This is a genomic window from Frankia sp. BMG5.23, from assembly GCF_000685765.2.
In the GTDB taxonomy this organism is placed as follows: Bacteria; Actinomycetota; Actinomycetes; order Frankiales; family Frankiaceae; genus Frankia; species Frankia casuarinae.
Map to the genome: position 1 here is coordinate 51,999 of NZ_JDWE01000013.1, position 18,890 is coordinate 70,888.

The 18,890-nt window shown below is 71.6% G+C and carries 15 protein-coding genes; 6 read left to right on the forward strand and 9 right to left on the reverse strand.

Features of this window, described 5'->3' with window-relative positions:
- Positions 1-120: 120 nt before the first annotated feature.
- The 4 genes from BMG523DRAFT_RS08580 (at position 121) to BMG523DRAFT_RS08595 (ending at position 9,071) form a co-directional block, all read left to right on the forward strand.
- Positions 121-4,728, forward strand: coding sequence for a cation-transporting P-type ATPase (locus BMG523DRAFT_RS08580; RefSeq protein WP_043590847.1), 4,608 nt, complete (start codon positions 121-123; stop codon positions 4,726-4,728).
- A gap of 540 nt (positions 4,729-5,268) precedes the next feature.
- Positions 5,269-6,111, forward strand: coding sequence for an SDR family oxidoreductase (locus tag BMG523DRAFT_RS08585; RefSeq protein ID WP_235462977.1), 843 nt, complete (start codon positions 5,269-5,271; stop codon positions 6,109-6,111).
- A gap of 191 nt (positions 6,112-6,302) precedes the next feature.
- A complete protein-coding gene (locus tag BMG523DRAFT_RS08590) occupies positions 6,303-7,547 on the forward strand; it encodes an acyltransferase (protein ID WP_235462979.1) in 1,245 nt (414 codons plus the stop codon).
- 171 nt (positions 7,548-7,718) lie between these two features.
- The gene (locus BMG523DRAFT_RS08595) at positions 7,719-9,071 is read left to right on the forward strand and encodes a D-arabinono-1,4-lactone oxidase (RefSeq protein ID WP_035958326.1); all 1,353 of its coding nucleotides are present in this window, start codon (positions 7,719-7,721) and stop codon (positions 9,069-9,071) included.
- A gap of 69 nt (positions 9,072-9,140) precedes the next feature.
- Here the strand turns inward: BMG523DRAFT_RS08595 and BMG523DRAFT_RS08600 are convergent, their stop codons facing one another.
- From BMG523DRAFT_RS08600 to BMG523DRAFT_RS08625, 6 genes are all read right to left on the reverse strand, one after another.
- Complete coding sequence (locus BMG523DRAFT_RS08600; protein ID WP_011434810.1) at positions 9,141-9,869, reverse strand: ABC transporter ATP-binding protein; 729 nt, start codon at positions 9,867-9,869, stop codon at positions 9,141-9,143.
- Positions 9,869-10,738, reverse strand: a complete 870-nt coding sequence (locus tag BMG523DRAFT_RS08605) for an ABC transporter ATP-binding protein (protein WP_235462994.1) — start codon at positions 10,736-10,738, stop codon at positions 9,869-9,871. Before BMG523DRAFT_RS08605 ends, BMG523DRAFT_RS08600 begins: the two co-directional genes overlap by 1 nt.
- Before the next feature lie 152 nt (positions 10,739-10,890).
- Positions 10,891-12,201 (reverse strand): branched-chain amino acid ABC transporter permease, encoded by a 1,311-nt coding sequence (locus BMG523DRAFT_RS08610; RefSeq protein WP_235463001.1) that lies wholly within the window; start codon positions 12,199-12,201, stop codon positions 10,891-10,893.
- 98 nt (positions 12,202-12,299) lie between these two features.
- A complete protein-coding gene (locus tag BMG523DRAFT_RS08615) occupies positions 12,300-13,232 on the reverse strand; it encodes a branched-chain amino acid ABC transporter permease (RefSeq protein WP_011434807.1) in 933 nt (310 codons plus the stop codon).
- A gap of 72 nt (positions 13,233-13,304) precedes the next feature.
- Positions 13,305-14,474 carry a branched-chain amino acid ABC transporter substrate-binding protein gene (locus BMG523DRAFT_RS08620; RefSeq protein ID WP_011434806.1) on the reverse strand — a complete coding sequence of 390 codons (1,170 nt, stop codon included), beginning with the start codon at positions 14,472-14,474 and terminating at the stop codon, positions 13,305-13,307.
- 206 nt (positions 14,475-14,680) lie between these two features.
- On the reverse strand, positions 14,681-16,072 hold the full coding sequence (locus tag BMG523DRAFT_RS08625) for a CoA transferase (RefSeq protein WP_011434805.1): 1,392 nt from the start codon (positions 16,070-16,072) through the stop codon (positions 14,681-14,683).
- Between the two features lie 270 nt (positions 16,073-16,342).
- On the opposite strand from BMG523DRAFT_RS08625, the gene BMG523DRAFT_RS08630 reads away from it, so the two are divergent.
- Positions 16,343-16,900: a J domain-containing protein gene (locus tag BMG523DRAFT_RS08630; protein WP_235462980.1), complete on the forward strand. Its 558-nt coding sequence runs from the start codon at positions 16,343-16,345 to the stop codon at positions 16,898-16,900.
- Here the strand turns inward: BMG523DRAFT_RS08630 and BMG523DRAFT_RS08635 are convergent.
- A complete protein-coding gene (locus tag BMG523DRAFT_RS08635; protein WP_035941548.1) occupies positions 16,889-17,920 on the reverse strand; it encodes an asparaginase in 1,032 nt (343 codons plus the stop codon). The genes BMG523DRAFT_RS08630 and BMG523DRAFT_RS08635 overlap by 12 nt on opposite strands.
- A 94-nt stretch (positions 17,921-18,014) precedes the next feature.
- On the opposite strand from BMG523DRAFT_RS08635, the gene BMG523DRAFT_RS22855 reads away from it, so the two are divergent.
- Positions 18,015-18,245 (forward strand): zinc ribbon domain-containing protein, encoded by a 231-nt coding sequence (locus BMG523DRAFT_RS22855; protein WP_011434802.1) that lies wholly within the window; start codon positions 18,015-18,017, stop codon positions 18,243-18,245.
- Positions 18,246-18,308: 63 nt separating this feature from the next.
- Here the strand turns inward: BMG523DRAFT_RS22855 and BMG523DRAFT_RS22860 are convergent, their stop codons facing one another.
- Entirely contained in the window at positions 18,309-18,560 is a 252-nt protein-coding gene (locus tag BMG523DRAFT_RS22860; RefSeq protein WP_011434801.1) for a hypothetical protein, read from the reverse strand.
- Between the two features lie 9 nt (positions 18,561-18,569).
- Complete coding sequence (locus BMG523DRAFT_RS08645; protein ID WP_011434800.1) at positions 18,570-18,836, reverse strand: hypothetical protein; 267 nt, start codon at positions 18,834-18,836, stop codon at positions 18,570-18,572.
- Positions 18,837-18,890: the final 54 nt, after the last annotated feature.

The following is an 18,890-nucleotide window of genomic DNA, read 5'->3' on the forward strand; positions in this document are numbered from 1 at the left end:
CTCCTAGAACGATCAGTTAGTACGCGTGCGGAGAGGGTAGTCGGTTAGGACTACGAGGCAGCCGTGGCCCGCGCCCGCCGCACGCGATGATCACGCAATGATGAGGAGGAGGCCGCGCGGATGCGTCTGCCCGCAGCCCGGACCGTCCTGCGCGTGCCGAGCGCCCTCCTGGGGGCGGTGGCCCAGCCGGTTCTCGCCCATACGGTTCTTGCCCATACCCGGACCGGGTGGAGTCCGGATTCAAAGCCCGGTTCCCTCGCACCCGGGCCCCCCACGCCCCGCGGCGTCGATCGCGACGGCGCCGATCGCGACGGCGCCGATCGCGACGGCGCCGATCGCGACGGCGCCGATCGCGACGGCGCCGATCGCGAGATCGCCGGCTCCACGGCGGCCGGCGAACCGCGGGGGAGGGCCGACGCCCACCACCTTCTCAGTCTCGGGATCCGGGGGATCTCCGGGCCTGCCGGCGAATCCCGTCGCCGGCAGCTGGAACGAGTACTGGAGAATCAGCCCGGGGTGGCGTGGGCCCGGGTCAACGAGCCGTTGCAATGTGTCCTGATCGGGCTCGCCGAACCGCCCCCCACCCTCGACGACCTGGTCGCGGCCCTCGGCCGGGTGGAGGGCGTCGCGCTCGAACCGAAGCCGGGAGCGGTGGCGAGGTTCGCGGCGCCGGTCCGCCGGACGGCCGCGGCACTGGCGGCCGACGGGGTCGCGTTCGCGCTGGCGTCGGCGGGCCGGCTCGCCCGGGCGGTGCCACTGCCCATCGAGATCGCATCGCTGGTCACCCTCGTCGACACCCAACCCCGGCTGCGCCGGTGGGTGGAGCAGATGCTCGGCGCGGGCCGGGCCGACGTCGTCCTCGGGCTGGTCAACGCCGGTGCCCTCGCCCTGGCGCAGGGGAATCTCGGTCTCGCGGTCGACGCCGGCTACCGGATGGTCGCGCTGGGCGAGGCGCGTGCGCGCCGGGACGCCTTCATGACGGCTCGGGACGGGCTGCTCGGTCATCCGGACTGGGCCGCGGCCGAGCCGGTGGTGACCGAACGGCCGCGACCGCTGCCGGACGGTCCGGTGGAGCGCTACGCCGACCTCGCCGTGCTCGGCGGGCTCGGCGGGTTCGCGGCCGCCACCGCCGCCACCGGGAATCCGCGCCGTGCCGTGGCGCTGGCCGCCACCTCGCTGCCACGCCCGGCCCGGGTCGGGCGGGAGGGCTTCGCCGCCCAGTTGACCCGCGTCCTGGCGCGCCGCGGCGTCCACGTCATGGATTCGGCGGCCCTGCGGGTGCTCGACCGCGTCGACACCATCGTCATCGACGCCGACGTCCTGCGCGGAGAGGAACGCATAATCGCCGACGTCGTGCCGCTGGCCGGTGCGAACCGCAGCGACGTCGCGGTCCGCGCGCACGCCCTGTTCCGTCCGGCCGGTATCAGCGCCGTCGCCACCGCGGAGGGCTGGGCCCTCGGGCCGGTGGAACAGCTCGGCCTGCGCGGCCGGACCGGTGTCCGGGAGCGCCGCGAACTGGCCCGGTCCGGGGCGGACACGGTGCTCGGTCTGGCTCAGGGCAGCAGGCTGATGGCCATCGTGTCGGTCGAACCCGGGCGAGCGGAGGGGAGCCACCACCTGCTGGCCGCCTGCCGCCGTTCCGGGCGGGCGGTGTTCATCGCCGGTGACCCTCCCGCCGGCGCCGGCGGAACAGTGGAGGACACCAACCTTCCCGGGGTACCCGGGGGGGACCGGTTGGTCGGGACGATCCGCGGTCTGCAGGCCGAGCGCGGCGGCGTCCTGGTCGTGTCCCGCCGACGGGCCGCGGTCGGCACCGCGGACTGCGGCGTCGGCGTGAACGGCCACGACGGCTCGCCGGCCTGGGGGGCGCACATCCTGGTTGGGAATGACCTGGCCGCCGCCAGCCTCGTGATCGAGGCGGTCGCCGCGGCCGCCCGGGTGAGCCGGCACGCGGTGCGGCTCGCCCAGGTGGGCTCGGGTGCCGGTGCGTTGGCCATGCTCACCGGGGCCGACCCGCGGCTGGTCTCCCGGGCCATGACAATGGTCACCGCGGCGGTCACCGCAGCCCTCGGCGAGGGGATCTGGGCGGCGCGGGAACTGGGTCGCCGCCCCCCGCCGCCCGCGGTCCCCCGTACCCCGTGGCATATCCTGCCGGCCGAGGACTGCCTGGCTCGGCTGGACAACAGCCGCCCGGCTGGGCTGTCCACCGAGGAGGCGGCGCGACGCCGCCAGGACGGCGCGGTGTCGATGCAGGCGACCGCGCCCAGCCTCGTCCGGGCGTTCGCGGCCGAACTGGCCAACCCGCTCACCCCCGTCCTCCTCGGCGGCGCCGCGCTGTCGGCCGCGACCGGTTCCGTGCTGGACGCCGGTCTGGTGCTCAGCGTCGCGATCGGCTCGGCGTTCGCCGGCGCGGTCCAGCAGATACGGGCGGACCGGGCACTCGCCCGACTGTTCGCCGTCTCGGCGGTTCCGGCCCGGGTGCTGCGGGACGGCGAGGAGACCAAGCTGCCGGCGGACGACCTGGTCCCGGGCGACATCATCATGGTCGGGGCCGGGGATGTCGTCCCCGCGGACTGCCGGCTCCTGTCGACGACGGGGCTCGACGTCGACGAGTCGTCGCTGACCGGCGAGTCCATGCCGGTCACGAAATCGCCCGGACCGGTGGCAGCCGCCAGCCTGGCAGACCGCTCCTCGATGATCTACGAAGGAACGACCGTCGCCGGCGGACGGGGCACCGGCGTGGTGGTGGCCACCGGCTCGGCCACCGAGGCGGGGCACAGCATGGCCGCGACCGCCGGTCCCGCCCGACTCAGCGGCGTCGAGGCGCGACTGTCCACAATCACCGATCTCACCATTCCGGTGGCGCTCGCCGCCGCCGGGGCACTGTTGGCCTCCGGGTTGATCCGTGGCCTGCCGATCCGGGACACGCTCAGCGCCGGGGTGGCGCTCGCCGTCGCGGCGGTGCCCGAAGGGCTGCCCTTCCTCGCGACCGCCGCCCAGCTTTCCGCCGCCCGGCGGCTCTCGGCACGGGGCGCGCTGGTACGCAACCCCAGCACCATCGAGACCCTCGGCCGGGTGGACGTGCTGGGTTTCGACAAGACCGGAACGCTCACCGAGGGCAGGATCCGCCTGCACGCCGTCTCGGACGGCACGCACACCGCCGCGGTGACCGAGTTCGGAGCGACGCATCGGCGGGTGCTGGCCGCCGGGCTACGCGCCACGCCGCGCGGCAAAGGAAAGAAGAAGTTGCCGCATCCGACCGATCGCGCGGTGCAGAAGGGAGCGGCCGCGGCGGCGGTGACCCGCGAGTACGGTCTCGCCGTGTGGTCGCCGACGGCCTCGCTTCCCTTCGAGCCGGGCCGCGGCTACCACGCGGCAGTGGGGGATGCCGGCACGACCACGGTGCTGAGCGTCAAAGGGGCGCCCGAGGTGCTGCTGCCACGGTGCGCCCGCATCCGGACCGCCGACGGAACGGCACCGCTGAACGACCGCCGGCGGGCGAGGCTCATCCAGGAGCACAGCCGGCTCGCGGGCGCGGGCTACCGCGTCCTCGCGGTGGCCGATCGCGACCTGGGGTCCGCGCCCCGACCGGCGGACGAGGAACTCACCGATGACAGCGTGGCCGAGTTGGCCTTCCTCGGCTTCCTCGTCCTGTCCGACCCGGTCCGGACCACGGCCGGGGCGTCGCTGGAGGCGCTGCGCGCCGCGGGCGTGCAGGTGCTGATGATGACCGGAGACCATCCGGCCACCGCCAGGACGATCGCCACCGAACTGGGAGTGCTCACCGACGACCAGATCATGCTGACGGGTGTCGAGCTCGAAGCCATGGACGACGAGGCCCTGGACGCGGTCCTGCCCAGGGTGGCCGTGATCGCCCGGAGCACTCCGCTGCATAAGGTGCGGGTCGTGGAGGCCTACCAGCGGCTGGGCAAGACGGTGGCGATGACCGGCGACGGCGCCAACGACGCGCCCGCCATCCGGCTCGCCGACGTCGGCCTCGCGCTGGGCCGGCGTGGCACGCCGGCGGCCCGGGCCGCCGCCGACGTGATCGTGACGGACGACCAGCTGAACACGATCATCGACGTGCTCGTCGAGGGCCGTTCGATGTGGGCCTCGGTCCGCCAGGCCCTGGGCATCTTCGTGGGCGGGAACCTCGGCGAGATCGCGTTCACTCTCCTCGGCTCCATGGCCACCGGGCGGTCGCCACTGTCCGCGCGGCAACTGCTGCTCGTCAACCTGCTCACCGATCTCGCCCCGGCCCTGGCCGTCGCGCTGCGCGAGCCGGATCCGGAGGCGACCGGACAGCTCCTCAGCGAAGGCCCGGAGCGCTCCCTCGGTACCGCCCTGAACCGGGAGATCGCGGTGCGGGCGGTCGCCACGACCCTCGCCGCCACGGGTGCCTGGATCATCGCCCGCCTCACCGGGCGCCGACGGCACGCGAACACGGTCGGCCTCGCCGCGCTCGTCGGCTCGCAACTGGGCCAGACGCTGCTCGTCGGCGGCCGCAGCCGGACGGTCCTGCTGAGCATCGCCGCCTCGGCGGTCGTCCTGGCCGCCATCGTGCAGATGCCAGGCGTCAGCCAGTTCTTCGGTTGCACCCCGCTCGGTCCGGCGGGCTGGTCGATCGCGATCGGCGCGTCGCTGGCGGGGACGTTGCTCTCCTTCCTCCTCCAAGCCTCCGCCGGGCTGCAGTCCGCCGCAGGACACCTTTGGGTACGTGCGAGGTGAGTTGCGAGGTGAGTGGGGTAGGTGCCCGCACAGAAGCGGCCATGATATCGCGATTGAGGAATCTGATATTGAACCTGTGAGGTGACGCCGGTGGCCGACATCCTCGTACGTGACGTGCCGACGCGGTTCTCCCCAAGCTTGACGCTGCCTCCGCCCGAGCCGGAAGCTCGCGTGTCGAGTATCCGCGCCGCACGCTTGCCGCCGCAGCCGGCCATCACCGGGCCCCGAGCGTCCCCGATCCGCTGATCGCAGCGACAGCGGAAGCCGCCGGCCTCGGTCGCTCCACTCGACCTGACCGCGTTCCTGGCGGGGATTGGAGAGCTGGGGCGGCCCTGGGCGCCAACGCATACTCGACCGTTACGTGATGGTACAGTCGCAACCGTGCGGGATGTGGCTACTTCGCCGCAGATAGCCGCGATCGACCCGCATCGACGCGTGTTCGCGCTGGCGAACGGGACCCGTCCGCGGATCCCAGCGGCAGCCTGCTCGTGTTCGTCCAGGTTAGCGACCTGCGCCACTCTGCCGAGGAGCGTCCAAGCAGTGACGGCAAAGCAGAACCTGGCCATCGCCTGTGCCGACCATCTGCTAGGCGGAAGTCCGCGTACCCACCTGCCCCACCTGCCCCAGCTCGCCGGCCGCGGCGCACTGGTCACCGGTGCCTCCAGCGGGATCGGGCGCGCCGTCGCCCTTCGGTTGGCGCGGGCCGGCGCATTTGTCATCGCGACCGGTCGCGATGAGGAGGTGCTGGCGAGGATGGTCAAGGAGGCCGACGAGGTCGGTCTGACCATCCACCACCAGGCTGCGGACATCACCGATCCCGCGGACCGCGGCTGTCTGGTCGACATGGTCCGTGATCAGCCCACGGACCTGAAGATCCTGGTGCACTCGGCAGGGGCCTACCACCGCGGCGCGATCGCCGACGCCCCACTGACCGACCTTGACGAACAGCTGGACATCAATGTACGCGCGCCCTATGTGCTCACCCAGATGCTGATTCCGGACCTCGTCCGGACCGGTGGCGACGTGGTGTTCATCAACTCCACCCAGGGCTTGTCCGCCGGCGCCGGCGTCGGCCAGTACGCCGCGGCCAAGCACGCCCTGCGGGCGATCGCCGACAGCCTGCGGGCGGAGGTCTCGGCTGCCGGGGTGCGGGTGTGCACGGTCTTCCCGGGCCGCACGGCGACCCCCATGCAGCAAAAAATCTTCCAGGCCGAGGGGCGGGCGTGGAATGCCGACCTGCTCATCGCGCCCGACGACATCGCCGACGTCGTGACCGGGGCAGTGGCACTTCCCGACCGCGCGAGTATCACCGAGATCGTGATACGCCCCACCCATGGACCCGGACCAGTGGACTCGTTCGTAGCTCGTCCACAGACGGGCTAGACCTCACAACGCTGTGCGGCGACTGCCGCCCAGGTCCCAGGTTCGCCCGCTAGCCGGCTGCCGGCGCCACGATGTTCACCCGATCGGGGGCGCGATGGGCAATTCAACACCTACGTTAGTGTTTGTTCCTCCGAGGTATCGCCGTGGCCTCGCCTGGGACGGCACGCACGGCTGACGATCAAGGGGGCGCGTTGACCCGGAGGACCTCGCCAGAATCCGCCCAGCAGGAGAGCTTCCGTCCCTCGCGGCAGCTCCCAGCACCTCAGACCGGGCTGGAGCTGCCCACGTTGACCGGCTTGCGGGGAGTCGCCGCCACTCTGGTGTTCCTCCGCCACATCCACGCGGACGTCCAGGGGACCCTGCCGGTGGTCGCGGTGCTGGGCAACATCGGTTACGTGGGCGTCACGTTCTTCTTCGTGCTGTCGGGGTTCGTCCTCACCTGGGCGACCAGGCCGATCACCGCGGGGCAGTTCTACTGGCGCCGGTTCGCCCGGGTCTATCCCCTGTACTTCGCCGCCATCTGGATCTGGCTCGCGATCGCGTGGCCGCTGGGGACATTGGGGGACTTCGGCTCGAAGCCCCTCTCCATCCTGCCGAGTCTGCTCCTCGTCCAGGCATGGGTTCCAACCCAGTCGATCTATTTCGGCTGGGGTGGTGCCGTGCTGTGGTCGTTGTCCTGCGAGGCGTTCTTCTACCTGGTCTTCCCCCACGTGTACCGCAGGTTCGCGCCCCGCACCAACCCCGAACGCATCCGCGCCGCGCTCCTGTTCGTTCTCCCTGCCGCGGCCGTGGCATGTGCGGCGAGCACCGCGGGCTCTCGGTTCGATCTTGCCGCGTACGCGAACCCGGCGGTGCGGCTCGGCGAGTTCGTCCTTGGCGTGGTCCTTGGGTTGCTGGCTCGTGAGGGTGCCCGCGCAACGCCGTGGCAGCGTCGGATGCTCACCGCCTTCTCCTGCGCCTGGCTGGTCGTCCCGATACTCCTGGGCTACCGCTACGGCCATCTACAGGGATTCATGGACACGCTCACACTGCCGGCGTTTGCCATCATCATCTTCCTGGCCGGCACCCGTGAGGCGGACGGCCGCCGGATTCCGGTGTTCAGCTCCCGCCCACTCGTCTATTTCGGCGAGATCTCCTACGCCTTCTATCTCATTCNCCCCGCCACACTCACGATCAGCGGGGAACTCGGCTGGGTCGACGCCACCACCGCGGCCGGGACGGCGCTCGCCATCCTCGCCGACTTCGCCCTGTCCTTCGCCTTCGCCGCGGTCCTGCATCACACGGTGGAAGGCCCGGCCCGCCGATGGCTGATGGGGGTACTCCGGTCACGATCATCCCCCCGTCATGCCTACCGGAGTCTGCTGCCCGATGTGCGACCGCGGATCCCACCGGAGTCCGCAAGCGCGGATCATGTCGTACCTGTCGCTCGTCCGTGACCACCGGCCCATCCCGCCCGGACGGAGGTCGGACGACGCATCGCCCTGTGAACGGCCATCACCCGCCCCCCGCGTGACGGAGCCGGGAAGGCCCGGTTCACGATGGTGGCCGGTCCCGACTTCGGACCGGCCCCGGACCGCGGCCATCGGTCCCGGCAGACGGAGGTGCCCATGGGCTCGCCCGTTGGTAAGTCCTCGGCCTGGCGCAACTGGGCGGGCAACGAGACCGTCCGGTCGGTGCGCCTCGCCCGCCCCCGCGACGCGGAGGAGATCTCCGCCCTGGTCGGTACCGCCATCCGGGACGGCCATCAGATCCGGGCGATCGGATCGTCCCATTCCATGAGCGCCATCGGCCGCCCGGACCCGGGCTCCGTCCAGGTCCGCCTGGACAGGTGCGCCGACCTCGTCGCTCTGGACGGCGGCAGCGGCCTGGTAACGGTGCGCGGTGGGATGACCATGCGCCGGCTGAACCGGCTGCTCGCGGAGGCCGGGCTCGCCCTGACCAACCAGGGCGACGTCGACGAGGTGACCATCGCGGGTGCCATCTCGACCGGCACCCACGGCACCGGGAGCCGCTTCGGCGGCCTGTGCACCCAGGTCCGGGCACTCGAGGTGGTACTCGGCGACGGCAGTGTGGTCACCTGTTCACGCGGCGAACGTCCCGAGTTGTTCGCCGCCGCCCGGCTGGGCCTGGGTGCCGTCGGCGTCGTCACGTCGGTCACCCTGCAGGCGGTGCCGCTGTTCGCCCTGCAGGTCCAGGAGGGTCCGATGCGCCTGGACGAGGTCCTCGACACCTACGACGATCTCGTCGACCAGACCGACCACCTCCGCTTCTCGTGGTTTCCGCACACCACGACGGCCCTGGTCAGACGCGGGCAGCGGCGTCCGCTCGACGACGGTCTGGCGCCGCTGCCCCGGCTGCGCTGCTGGGTTGACGACGAACTGGTGTCGAACACCCTCTTCGGCGCGCTGATGACGACGGGCCGGCGGATGCCCGCGGCGGTGCGGCCCATCGCGCACGTCAGCGCGCGGGCCTCGGGCAGCCGCACGTTCCGCGACCTGTCCTACCGGGTGTTCACCTCCCACCGCCGGGTCCGGTTCAAGGAGATGGAGTACGCCCTCCCCCGTGCCGATCTCGCCGCGACGCTGCGTGAGCTGGTCTACGCCATGGGGAGCGCGGACGTGCGTGCCGTCTTCCCGGTGGAGGTCCGATGTGCCGCCGCGGACGAGATCCCGATATCGACGGCGTACGGCCGCGACACCGCCTACATCGCCGTGCACGTGGATCATCGCGGTGCGCACGGCGACTACTTCGGCCTCGCCGAGAAAATCATGTTGTCGGTCGGCGGCCGGCCGCACTGGGGCAAACTGCATTCACTGGACGCGGCGACGCTGCGTGGGCTCTATCCCCGTTTCGACGACTTCCTGGCCGTGCGCGACGCCGCCGACCCGACCGGGGTGTTCGCGAACGCGTATCTCGACCGCGTCCTCGGCTCACCGGCCTGCGCCACCAACGCTCGGTGACCCGACCGCGGCACGCCACGGCGGTTTCTCGCCGATGTGGCGACGGGCGGAGCAGCGGTCGCGGGCGGTTCAGCCTGCGGTGGTCCGGCCGCCGACGTCCTCCCCGAGGTAGGCCTGCCGGACCCGGTCGTCGGCCAGCAGACTCGCGGCGGTACCCGCCAGCACGACCTCGCCGGTCTCCAGCACGTAGCCGCGGCCCGCGATCCGCAGCGCCGAAGCCGCGTTCTGCTCGACCAGCAGTACCGCGACCCCCTCCCGGTTGATCTCCGCGATCACCTCGAAGATGGTCTGAACGATCATTGGGGCCAGCCCCATCGACGGCTCGTCGAGGAGCATCAGCCGGGGACGGCTCATCAGCGCGCGTCCGATCGCGAGCATCTGCTGCTCGCCGCCGGACAACGTGCCTCCCGGCTGCGCGATCCGCTCGGCCAGCCGGGGGAAGAGCGCGAGCACCCGGCCGAGGTCGGTCCGCACATGCCGGCGATCGTGGTAGGCGCCCATCAGGAGGTTCTCTCGGACACTCATGCTCGGGAAGATTCGCCGGCCCTCGGGCACGTGGCTCACCCCCCGGCCGACGAGTTCGTGCGCCGGAATTGACGACAATGGGCGACCGTCCAGCCACGTCTGTCCCGCCCGGGGCCGCAGCAGTCCGGAGACCGTCCGCAGCGTGGTTGTCTTGCCGGCGCCGTTGGCCCCGAGCAGGGTGACGATCTCGCCCTCGGCCACCTCCAGGCTGACGCCGCGCAGGGCGGTGACGGCGCCGTAGGCGACCTCGACATTGGCCAGGGTCAGCAGCATCAGCGCAGTTCCTTCCACCCGGCGGGGCCGGCCGCGCCGGGATCCACCACATCGGGATCCACCACATCGGGATCCACCACATCGGGATCCGCCGCGCCGGCGTCGGCCAGGCCCAGGTACGCCTCGATGACCGCCGGGTCCCGCTGGACCTCCACCGGCGTGCCGGACGCGATGATCCGGCCGAAGTTGAGCACCACCACCGAGGTCGCCACCGACATGACCAGCCGCATGTCATGCTCGATGAGCAGGACCGACACCCCGGTGCCCGCGATCCGGATGATCAACTCTGCCAGGTCACGCTTCTCCGCCGGGTTCGTGCCGGCCGCGGGCTCGTCGAGCAGCAGCAGGCGCGGCTCGGTACCGAGCGCCCGGGCGATCTCCAACCGGCGTTGCTCGCCGTAGGGCAGCGACGAGGCGAGCTCGTGCGCCCGGTGCGGCAGGCCCACGAGCTCAAGCAGCTCCAGCGCGTGCCGCACGCCGTCACGCTCGGCCCGCCGGGCGCCCGGCAGCCCCAGCACCGCGGCCAGCGGCCCGTACCGCTGCCGCACCTCGGTCCCGATCTGGACGTTCTCCAGCGCCGACAGGGCGGGGAAGAGCCGGATGTTCTGGAAGGTCCGGGCGACGCCGAGCCGGGTGATGGCGTGCGGGCTGCGCCCCACCAGCTCGGCCTGCCGGCCGGGCCGGGGCCAGAAGGTGACCGATCCCTGCTGCGGGCGGTATGCCCCGGTGAGGCAGTTGAACAGCGAGGTCTTGCCGGCCCCGTTCGGTCCGATCACCGCCAGGATCTCGCCCCGGCGCTGGCGCAGTGAGACGCCGTCGAGGCTGGTCACACCCCCGAACCGCAGCGCCAGGTCGCGGGCCTCCACCACTAGGTCCTCCGGGCCTCCGCCGCGCCCGGCTTCCCCCGGGCCCTGGCTGTCCCCGCGGCCCTGGCTGCTCCCGCGGCCCTGGCTGCTCCCGCGCTGCCGGTCCCGGGAGCGCCGGTGTCCCGGCGGGGAGACGCGGTGCGCTCCGCCCCTGGTCACGGCTTGCCCCCCGTGGGCGCGGCGCCCAGGGAGTCCGCCGCGCCGATGCCGGCCTCCGCGAGCTGGATCTCCCGACGCCGCCGGCGCGACGGCACGAGTCCCTGCGGACGGAAGATCATCATGATCACGATGACAGCGCCGAAGTAGATGTACCGGTCCGCGGGCGGGACCTTGTCGCGCAGGTAGAAGGCGATGCCCTGGAGGACGACGGCACCGACCACCACCCCGAGCCGGGAACCCATCCCGCCGAAGATGACGACGGCGACGACGAAGAACGACGCCTGCAGGCTGAAGCTCTGCGGGTTGAAGAACTGTTTGGAGGCGAAGAGCACGCCGGCGAAGCCCGACACCGAGGCGCCGATAGCGAAGGCGAGCAGCTTCATCCGCAGGGTCGCGACCCCGGTCGCCTCGGCTGCGATCTCGTCCTCGCGGATCGCCGCCCAGGCCCGGCCGATCCTGGACCGTTCCAGCCGACCGAAGGCGATCATGACTCCGACGATGATGGCCAGGAGCAGGTAGTAATACGGCAGCGGATCGATGCCCCACTCGTAGCCGAGGCCGAGCAGGTTGATCGACAGGTGCGGAACGCCGAAGGCCCCCCGGGCACCGTTCGTGATGTTGTCGGCGTTGTTCGCGATCAAATGGATGATCTCACCGAAACCGAGCGTGACGATCGCCAGGTAGTCACCCCGCAGCCGCAGCGTCGGCGCGCCCAGGACGACGCCGGCGAGCGCGGCAAGGACCAGCGCGATCGGGAAGACGAAGAACGGGTTGAGCACGAAGGGCGCGTGCCACGGCATCGCGGTCTGTGAGGTGAAGTAGGCCGTCGCGTAGGCACCGATGGCGAAGAAGGCGATGTAGCCGAGGTCGAGCAGGCCGGCGTAGCCGACCACGACGTTCAGGCCCAGTGCGAGCAGCGCGTAGATGCCGATGTCGTTGACCATCGACTGCTGCGCGGCGGTCGAGACGACCAGCGGGGCGATGATCGCGACCGCCAGAAGCGCCAGGTTCAGCGCGATCGGGCCGCCCCGGGTGGCGTAGGCCGCGCTCACCGGCCCCCGGATGCCGGCCGTCAGCCGGCCCGCCGCGCCCCGCAGTTCGACGCCGAGCGCCAGGACGATCCACAACGCGGCGGCGAGCCCCAGGTAGGGCAGGATCCGCGCGTCCAGCACCGAATCCTGAAATGCCTTCAGCGGTTTGTCGGAGCCCCCGGCCGGACCGGTCACCACCGCGGCGAGCACACCCACCAGCAGCAGCACCCCGAGCTGGCGCAGCCGGGCCGGGGAGAACAGCACGGCCGGACGCAGCGATGCGCCCGCCGGGTCGCCACCAGACCCGCCACCCGGCCCGGCGGGTGGGAGCGGCGCCCCGGCCCTCGGCGGGCGGGCGGACGACGTCGCAGCGCTCACGCTGCCCTCCCTAGACGTTCCCCGAGCAGGCCGGACGGTCGGATCATCAGGATGCCGACCAGGACCAGGAAAGCGATCACGTCCTTGTAGGACGCCTGGAAGATATATCCGCCATAGCTTTCCACCAATCCGAGGAGCAGGCCGCCGAGCATCGCCCCGCGCACGTTGCCGATGCCGCCGAGGACCGCGGCGGTGAACGCCTTCACCCCGGGGACGAACCCCATGCTGTAAGAGGCGTTGAACGTCATCGCGTACAGGAAGCCACCGGCCCCGGCCAACAGGCCGCCGAGCACGAACGTGACGATGATGATGCGTTCGACGTTCACGCCCATGAGAACCGCGGTGTCGGCGTCCTGGGCCACCGCGCGGATGCCCTGCCCGAGCCGGGTCCCCGCGACCAGCCGGTCCAGTCCGACCAATATCGCGATCGCGACCGCGAAGATGACCAGCGACTGGGTGGAGACGTCCGCTCCGAACAGCGTGAACACCGTTCCGTCGGTGAACAGGTCGGGCAGGGCCACATTCTGCCGGCCGAACTCCTTGCCGGCAAGGTTCACCGCGAACAGCGAGGCCCCGATGGCGCTGATGAGATAGGCCAGCCGGGGGGCGGAACGGCGCCGCAGCGGCCGGTACGCCACCCGTTCGAGCGTGAAGGCGGCGAGCCCGCCGCAGATCGCGCCGGCGCCGAGGCCCATGGTCACCAGGCCCACCGATTCGAGGCCGCCCGGGACCGAGCCGTCCCCGGGCAGCAGGGCGCGGGCGGCGAACAGCCCGCCGAAGGATCCCAGCATGAAGACCTCGCTGTGCGCGAAGTTGATGAGCTGGAGGACCCCGTAGACGAGGGTGTACCCGAGCGCGATGACCGCGTACAGGGAGCCGACCGTCAGACCGTCGACGGTCAGCTGCCAGAACTGGTCGAGGAAACCCATCCGTGTGCCTCGTTCACCACCAGGCGAAGCGGTGGCCGGACGTCCCACCCCCGGCCACCGCCCGCACCGACATCAGGACTTGACCAGGTTCGCGATGTTGCCGAGAACGGTGATCTGTCCACCCTTCACCTGGTAGACGAACACGTTGGAGCCCTTGACCTCGCCGTTGGGCTCGAACACCACGGTCTTGGTGATGCCGGGGAAGTTCACGGAACCGAACGCGCCGGTCACGGACTCCCGGGTGACGTCCTTGCCGAGCTTCTTGAAGACGTCCGCGAGGGCGAGCGTGGCGTCGTAGGCCTCACCGGAGTAGGTGCCGGGCTTCGTCCCGTTGTTGACCTTCTTGTAGGACGCGACGAAGGACGCGGCCTTCGGGTCGGTGTTGGCGTCGCCGCAGGGGCAGGTGAGGTAGGCACCCTCGGCCGCGGCGGCCCCGGCCTGCGCGACGTACTGCGGGTCGAGCGAGCCGTCACCGCTGATGATCTTTCCGGTGAAGCCCTTGCCCTTCAGCGCCTTCGACAGCAGCGCGAACTCGGGGTAGTAGCCGGAGTAGTAGAGGACCTCGGGCGCGGCAGCGATGATCTTCGTTGCCTCGGAGGTGTAGTCCTTGGTCGGGTTGATGCCGTCGTGGGTCGCGTTGACACCCTTGGCTTTGAGCTCGGCCTCCAGCGCACCCGACAGGCCCGTGCCGTACTCGCTCTTGTCGTCCAGCGAGTACACCTTCGTCGCCTTGAGCACCGTGGCGATGTAGTCGGCCGCGGCCTTGCCCTGCACGGTGTCCGGGGCGATGACCCGGTAGAAGGTCTTGAAGCCCAGGGTGGTGAGCGCGGGGTTCGTCGCCGACGGGCTCACCGACAGCAGCCCGGCCTGGGTGTAGGCCGGCTCGCTCGCCTTGGTGGCGCCGGAGAACATCGGGCCGACCACCGCGACGACCTTGGAGTCATCGATCAGCTTCTGGGCTGCCGTCGGGCCCTGATCCGGCGAGCCGCCATCGTCGGATTCGACGAGCTTGAGCTGGAACGGCGCGCTCGCATCCGCGTTGACCTCGGCGATCGCCGTCCGGACGCCGTAGAGGGCGTTCAGACCGAGCTGCTGGCTGTCGCCCGAGAGAACTCCCTGGAAGCCGATCGTGATGGTCTGCTTCCCGTTCGAGGACGAACCACTGTCACTTCCACAGGCCGCCGCGGTCAACGCCACGGTCGCGGCAAGGGCTATCGCTCCCAGGAGCGGGCGCCTACCCATGCAATTCCTCCTCCGGTCCCGCCAGACCCGACTCCGATGCCATGGCCCGGCCCAGTCACCCCGACGCGCCCGGCCCGCGAGCCGGTGCGCCACCGCATAGAGAATGACGTGCTAACCAGCATCAATTCGCACCACCCCCCGGATGGACGGGGCGGCGCACGGTTACACACCGGCACGATCCCGCGGAACCCGGCACCTCAGCATGGCTATGCCCAGACCGCCGGGCTGGTGCCCAGCTGTGCCGGCGGGGAGCTCCAGCTCGGCGCGACGCCGGCCACGGTGGCGGCCGGGCGGATGTACGACAGGGGTCCGAACTCGCTGTTCATCGTGGCGCAGAACTCCTCGGCCTCCTCCCGGGTCGGGTCGGGGAGCGCGAGCGTGTCGTGGTGTCCCAGCCCCTGCAGCCAACGACCGGTCCGGGTCAGGGACACACCGACGTGCCAGCTGCCCCCCTCGGTCGCCCGGCGCGCCAGCGCGTCCAGCACCCCGTAGACGGTGAGGTAGCCAGTCGAATGATCAAGGGCCTGTGCCGGCAGCGGCACGGGGCGGTCGGACCGGGTCACCGCCGCGGCGGCGGTCGCGATGCCGGACGCGGTCTGGACCAGACTGTCGAACCCGCGCAGACCGCTCCAGGGGCCCTGCCGTCCATACGCGGTGATGGTCGCGCAGACGATGCCCGGCCGGATCCTGGCGACCGCCTCCGGGCCGAAGCCGAGCCGGTCGAGGGCCATCGGCCGGTAAGCCTGGAGCACCACGTCCGCCGAGGCGATCAGCTCGCGCAGCCGGCGGGCGTCCGCGGTCACCCGCAGGTTGAGGAAGGCGTTGCGCTTGCCGAACCCGGTGTCGACGAGCACCGTGTGCACCTCCGGCAGGTGGGCGGCGCCGACCCGCAGGACGTCGGCTCCGTAGGCGGCCAGCGTGCGACCGGCGACGGGACCGGCAATGACCCGGGTCAGGTCGAGCACCCGCAGACCCGCGGCCGGCGTCTCGGCCGGGGGCGCGGCGAGCGCCGGGCCGTCGCCGAGCCGGCGCACCTCGACGAGGGGAAGCTCGTCAACCGCCCGGGCCTGCCGGTGCTCGCGCCACTCCCGCTCGCTACGGGCCATGCTGGCGCACAGACCCATGGCGTGCAGCTCGAGTTCCAGCGGCTCGGCCTCGAAACGGCGGATGACCCGTTCGACGGCGGCGCGCTCGCCCGGCGTCCCAAGAAGATCCAGGATCCCGTTGCGGTGGTGCGGGAAGTTGCAGTGCAGCTGGATCCACCGGTCGTCCCCGGTGCGGTAGTACCCGGAGATCGGGTCCCACGGGCTCGGCGGTGGCTTGCCGGCCACTCGCAGGTACCGTTCGCTGCGGAAGACCGCACTCGCGTGACGAGTGTCCACGGTGACCTCCGGCGGGGCCCCGCCGCCGCGGGCCGCGAGCAGGCGGCTAGCCCCGACGGCCGCGGCCGCCACCGACGCGGTCGCCACCGTCGTCACCCGGTAGAGGCTGGGCAGGACGTCGGCGGGTCCGGTCACGGTCAGCCGCTCGGCGATGTCCGGATCCTGTACCAGCGACGCGACCTCGGTGACAATCTCCGAGTTCTGCCGTTGCCCCATCCACCCATCCTGTCCCACCCTGGTGTGCACGCGGCGCCCCGAGCGCGCCGTCGGCCGAACCGGAATGAGGCCGGCACGCCCGATAAGACGATCCTGAGAGCCAAGAGCCACAACGCACAGAAAATCCTATTTTGCCGCTGTCCCGGCCTCCCGACTCGCGCTCGCCCCGGGCCGTCCAAGGCCCATTCTGGTCATGTGTAGGTACTTTCGCCATGACACCGGGCTCGCGGCCGCCCGGTCGGGTGGTCGGCAATGGCAGGAGACACCCCGATGCGCGTGCAACGCTCGCTGTACGAGGTGCTGGACGTACCGCCCAGCGCCACCGCCGAGCAGATCCGGCATGCCTACCGCGTGGCCGCCCGCCGCACCCATCCCGACGCCGGTGGTTCGTCACCGGCCTTCGATCGGGTCACCCTCGCCTACCGCGTTCTCGGCGACCCCGACCGGCGGCGCCGCTACGACCTGCGCCTCGCCGCCGGCACGCCTCACCCGTCCGCGCCGCGCCGATCATCACCGGGCCGATCATCACCGGGCCCATCCGCACCGGGCCCGGGTGCACCGGGCCCGGGTGCCGATCCGATGGTCCGTCGCCGCTACCTCGCCCTGATGCTGGTGGCGCTGACCCTGTTCATCTCGGCAGGCACCGTGGTGCGGCTGTACTCCGTGACCGCCGCCATGATCATGATGGTGGTCGCGGCGATGATCCCGCCCGTCGCGGTCACCGTGGCGAGCCGTCCCCGTCGGGCGCCTTCCGACCCCCGTCCCCGAGCAGGCGAGGACCGGGGCGTCCGCGCCGACCGCACTCCCCCGCCCGGATCAGACCGGTAGCCGCACGCGTAGGGAACCGGCCGGGCGCCCGCCGCCGAGCACCGTGGGCGCCCCGAGCACGGCGAGCTGGGCGAAGTCGAGCTCCTGGTGCCCGGGGGCGTCCGGACCGGGAAGAGCACCCAGGCGGGTCAGCACGGCCAGCGCGACCGGGACGCCGGGCCGCCCGCTCCCATCCGCGATCTTGACCGCGACCGCGTGACCCTCGGACGTCGCCACCACCGTGACACCCTCGGCGCCGTTCTTCGCGACGACGCCGGGTACCGCCCGCATCAGGTCGGTGTCGGACCGGCCAACACCCCCGATCAGCTCGGGATGCGCCCGCATGGCGTTGATGACCCGCCGCTCGGGGCCGCCCGGCGCGGCCCGGACCATCGCCCGCAGCCCGCGAGCCAGGCCCGTGAGCGAGAACGCGAACAACGGGGCCCCGCACCCGTCCACGCTGGTCGCGACGATCTCCTCGCCGATCAGCTCCTCGATCGTGCGCCGGATCACCTGCTGCAACGGATGATCGGGGTCGGTGTAGTTCTCGATCGGCCAGCCGGCCGCCACGCAGCAGGCGATCATCCCCGCATGCTTGCCGGAGCAGTTCATCAGCACCGGCTCCGCGCGGCCCCCGGCGCGAAGGTGCGCCTGGGCCGCGGCCGGGCCCAACGGAAGATCGGCGGGACAGCGCAGGGTGTCGACGGAGACGCCCGCTACCGAGAGGATCTCCAGCACCCGCGCGAGATGCACCGGCTCGCCGCTGTGGGAACTGGACACGATGGCAAGCAGGTCACCGGGGATCTCCCGGCTCAGGAAGATGCCGTCCAGCCCGGCACGAAGCATCGCGGCGGCCTGAAGGGGCTTGACCGCCGATCGGGGGAAGATCGGGTGGTCGGGCACGCCGACGGTGAGCGCGCTGTCCCCATCCCGACCGAGGCCGATGACGGTGCCGTGATGGCAACTCTCCACGAACGGCGCACCGCCGCGCAGCCCCCGGACAACCTCGGCGACCACCTGCGGGCCCTCCGGCGGCTGCATACAGCCAGCGTACGTCGGGCCTTCTCCCGCTCACCCGTTCTCGCCATCCGCCGAATCCGACGCTCGCCTCACGGCGGCCGCATATCCTGGTGCCGTGCCTGCCTACGACTACCGCTGCCGGGTATGTGACGCATCGTTCGAGGTTCGCCGCAGCATGCACGAGTCCGTGCCGGACAGCGCGGTGAGCTGCCCCTCCGGACACACCGAGACCTCGCGGATCTTCTCTGCGATCGCCGTCAGCCGCGGCTCGGCCACGCCGGCTCCGGCTATGGCCTCGCCGTCCGCCGGCGGGGGCGCGTGCTGCGGCGGCGGCTGCTGCGGCTGACGCCACCGTTCATCCTGACGCCACCGTTCATCCTGACGCCACCGTTCATCCTGACGCCACCGTTCATCCGCGGTGACGATGGATGCCCGCGGCCTGCGATTTCGTCGGCCCACGCGCCGCCCGGGTCCGCGGGCCGACATCCACCTGACGGTCCCGCTGGCCGCCGCACGCGGCGGCCCGGTCCTCCACCAGCCGCCGTCGCAACAGCCGCAGGGTATCTTCCCGCTCCGTCTGATCCAGACCGGCTACGAGGGTCTGCAGCAGATCACCTGATCCGGGTCGTTGGTCGCCATAGCCGAACCCACTCGTACCCATGGGCGTGTCCTACCCAGGCCACCGGCGTGTCACGCAGTCCCGGGCCCACGGGAACAAGGCACCGGGCCACCGGCGTCTCCGCCGCACCCCCCGCAGCGCCTCCCGCAGCCGAGCGCGGACGACCCGGCGATCGATGGCCCGCGGGCCGAGCACCATGATCCATGCGATACCCAACGCCCACAGGCCGGCGAGGGCACCGAAGGCAAAAACGTTGAACGCTCCGATCATCGCGAAGCCGACGAGCAGCAGAACGCTCGCGGCGAGCCCGCCACCCACGGGTGTTTCCGTACCCCGCCGGCTACGGCGTCATACCGACTACTTCATGATGTT

Bases quoted from the DNA above. Each gene is read 5' to 3' on its own strand.
- BMG523DRAFT_RS08580 (WP_043590847.1), top strand. From the start codon at position 121: ATGCGTCTGCCCGCAGCCCGGACCGTCCTGCGCGTGCCGAGCGCCCTC.
- BMG523DRAFT_RS08595 (WP_035958326.1), top strand. From the start codon at position 7,719: ATGGGCTCGCCCGTTGGTAAGTCCTCGGCCTGGCGCAACTGGGCGGGC.
- BMG523DRAFT_RS08600 (WP_011434810.1), bottom strand. From the start codon at position 9,869: ATGCTGCTGACCCTGGCCAATGTCGAGGTCGCCTACGGCGCCGTCACC.
- BMG523DRAFT_RS08615 (WP_011434807.1), bottom strand. From the start codon at position 13,232: ATGGGTTTCCTCGACCAGTTCTGGCAGCTGACCGTCGACGGTCTGACG.
- BMG523DRAFT_RS08620 (WP_011434806.1), bottom strand. From the start codon at position 14,474: ATGGGTAGGCGCCCGCTCCTGGGAGCGATAGCCCTTGCCGCGACCGTG.
- BMG523DRAFT_RS08625 (WP_011434805.1), bottom strand. From the start codon at position 16,072: ATGGGGCAACGGCAGAACTCGGAGATTGTCACCGAGGTCGCGTCGCTG.
- BMG523DRAFT_RS08630 (WP_235462980.1), top strand. From the start codon at position 16,343: ATGCGCGTGCAACGCTCGCTGTACGAGGTGCTGGACGTACCGCCCAGC.
- BMG523DRAFT_RS08635 (WP_035941548.1), bottom strand. From the start codon at position 17,920: ATGCAGCCGCCGGAGGGCCCGCAGGTGGTCGCCGAGGTTGTCCGGGGG.
- BMG523DRAFT_RS22860 (WP_011434801.1), bottom strand. From the start codon at position 18,560: ATGGGTACGAGTGGGTTCGGCTATGGCGACCAACGACCCGGATCAGGT.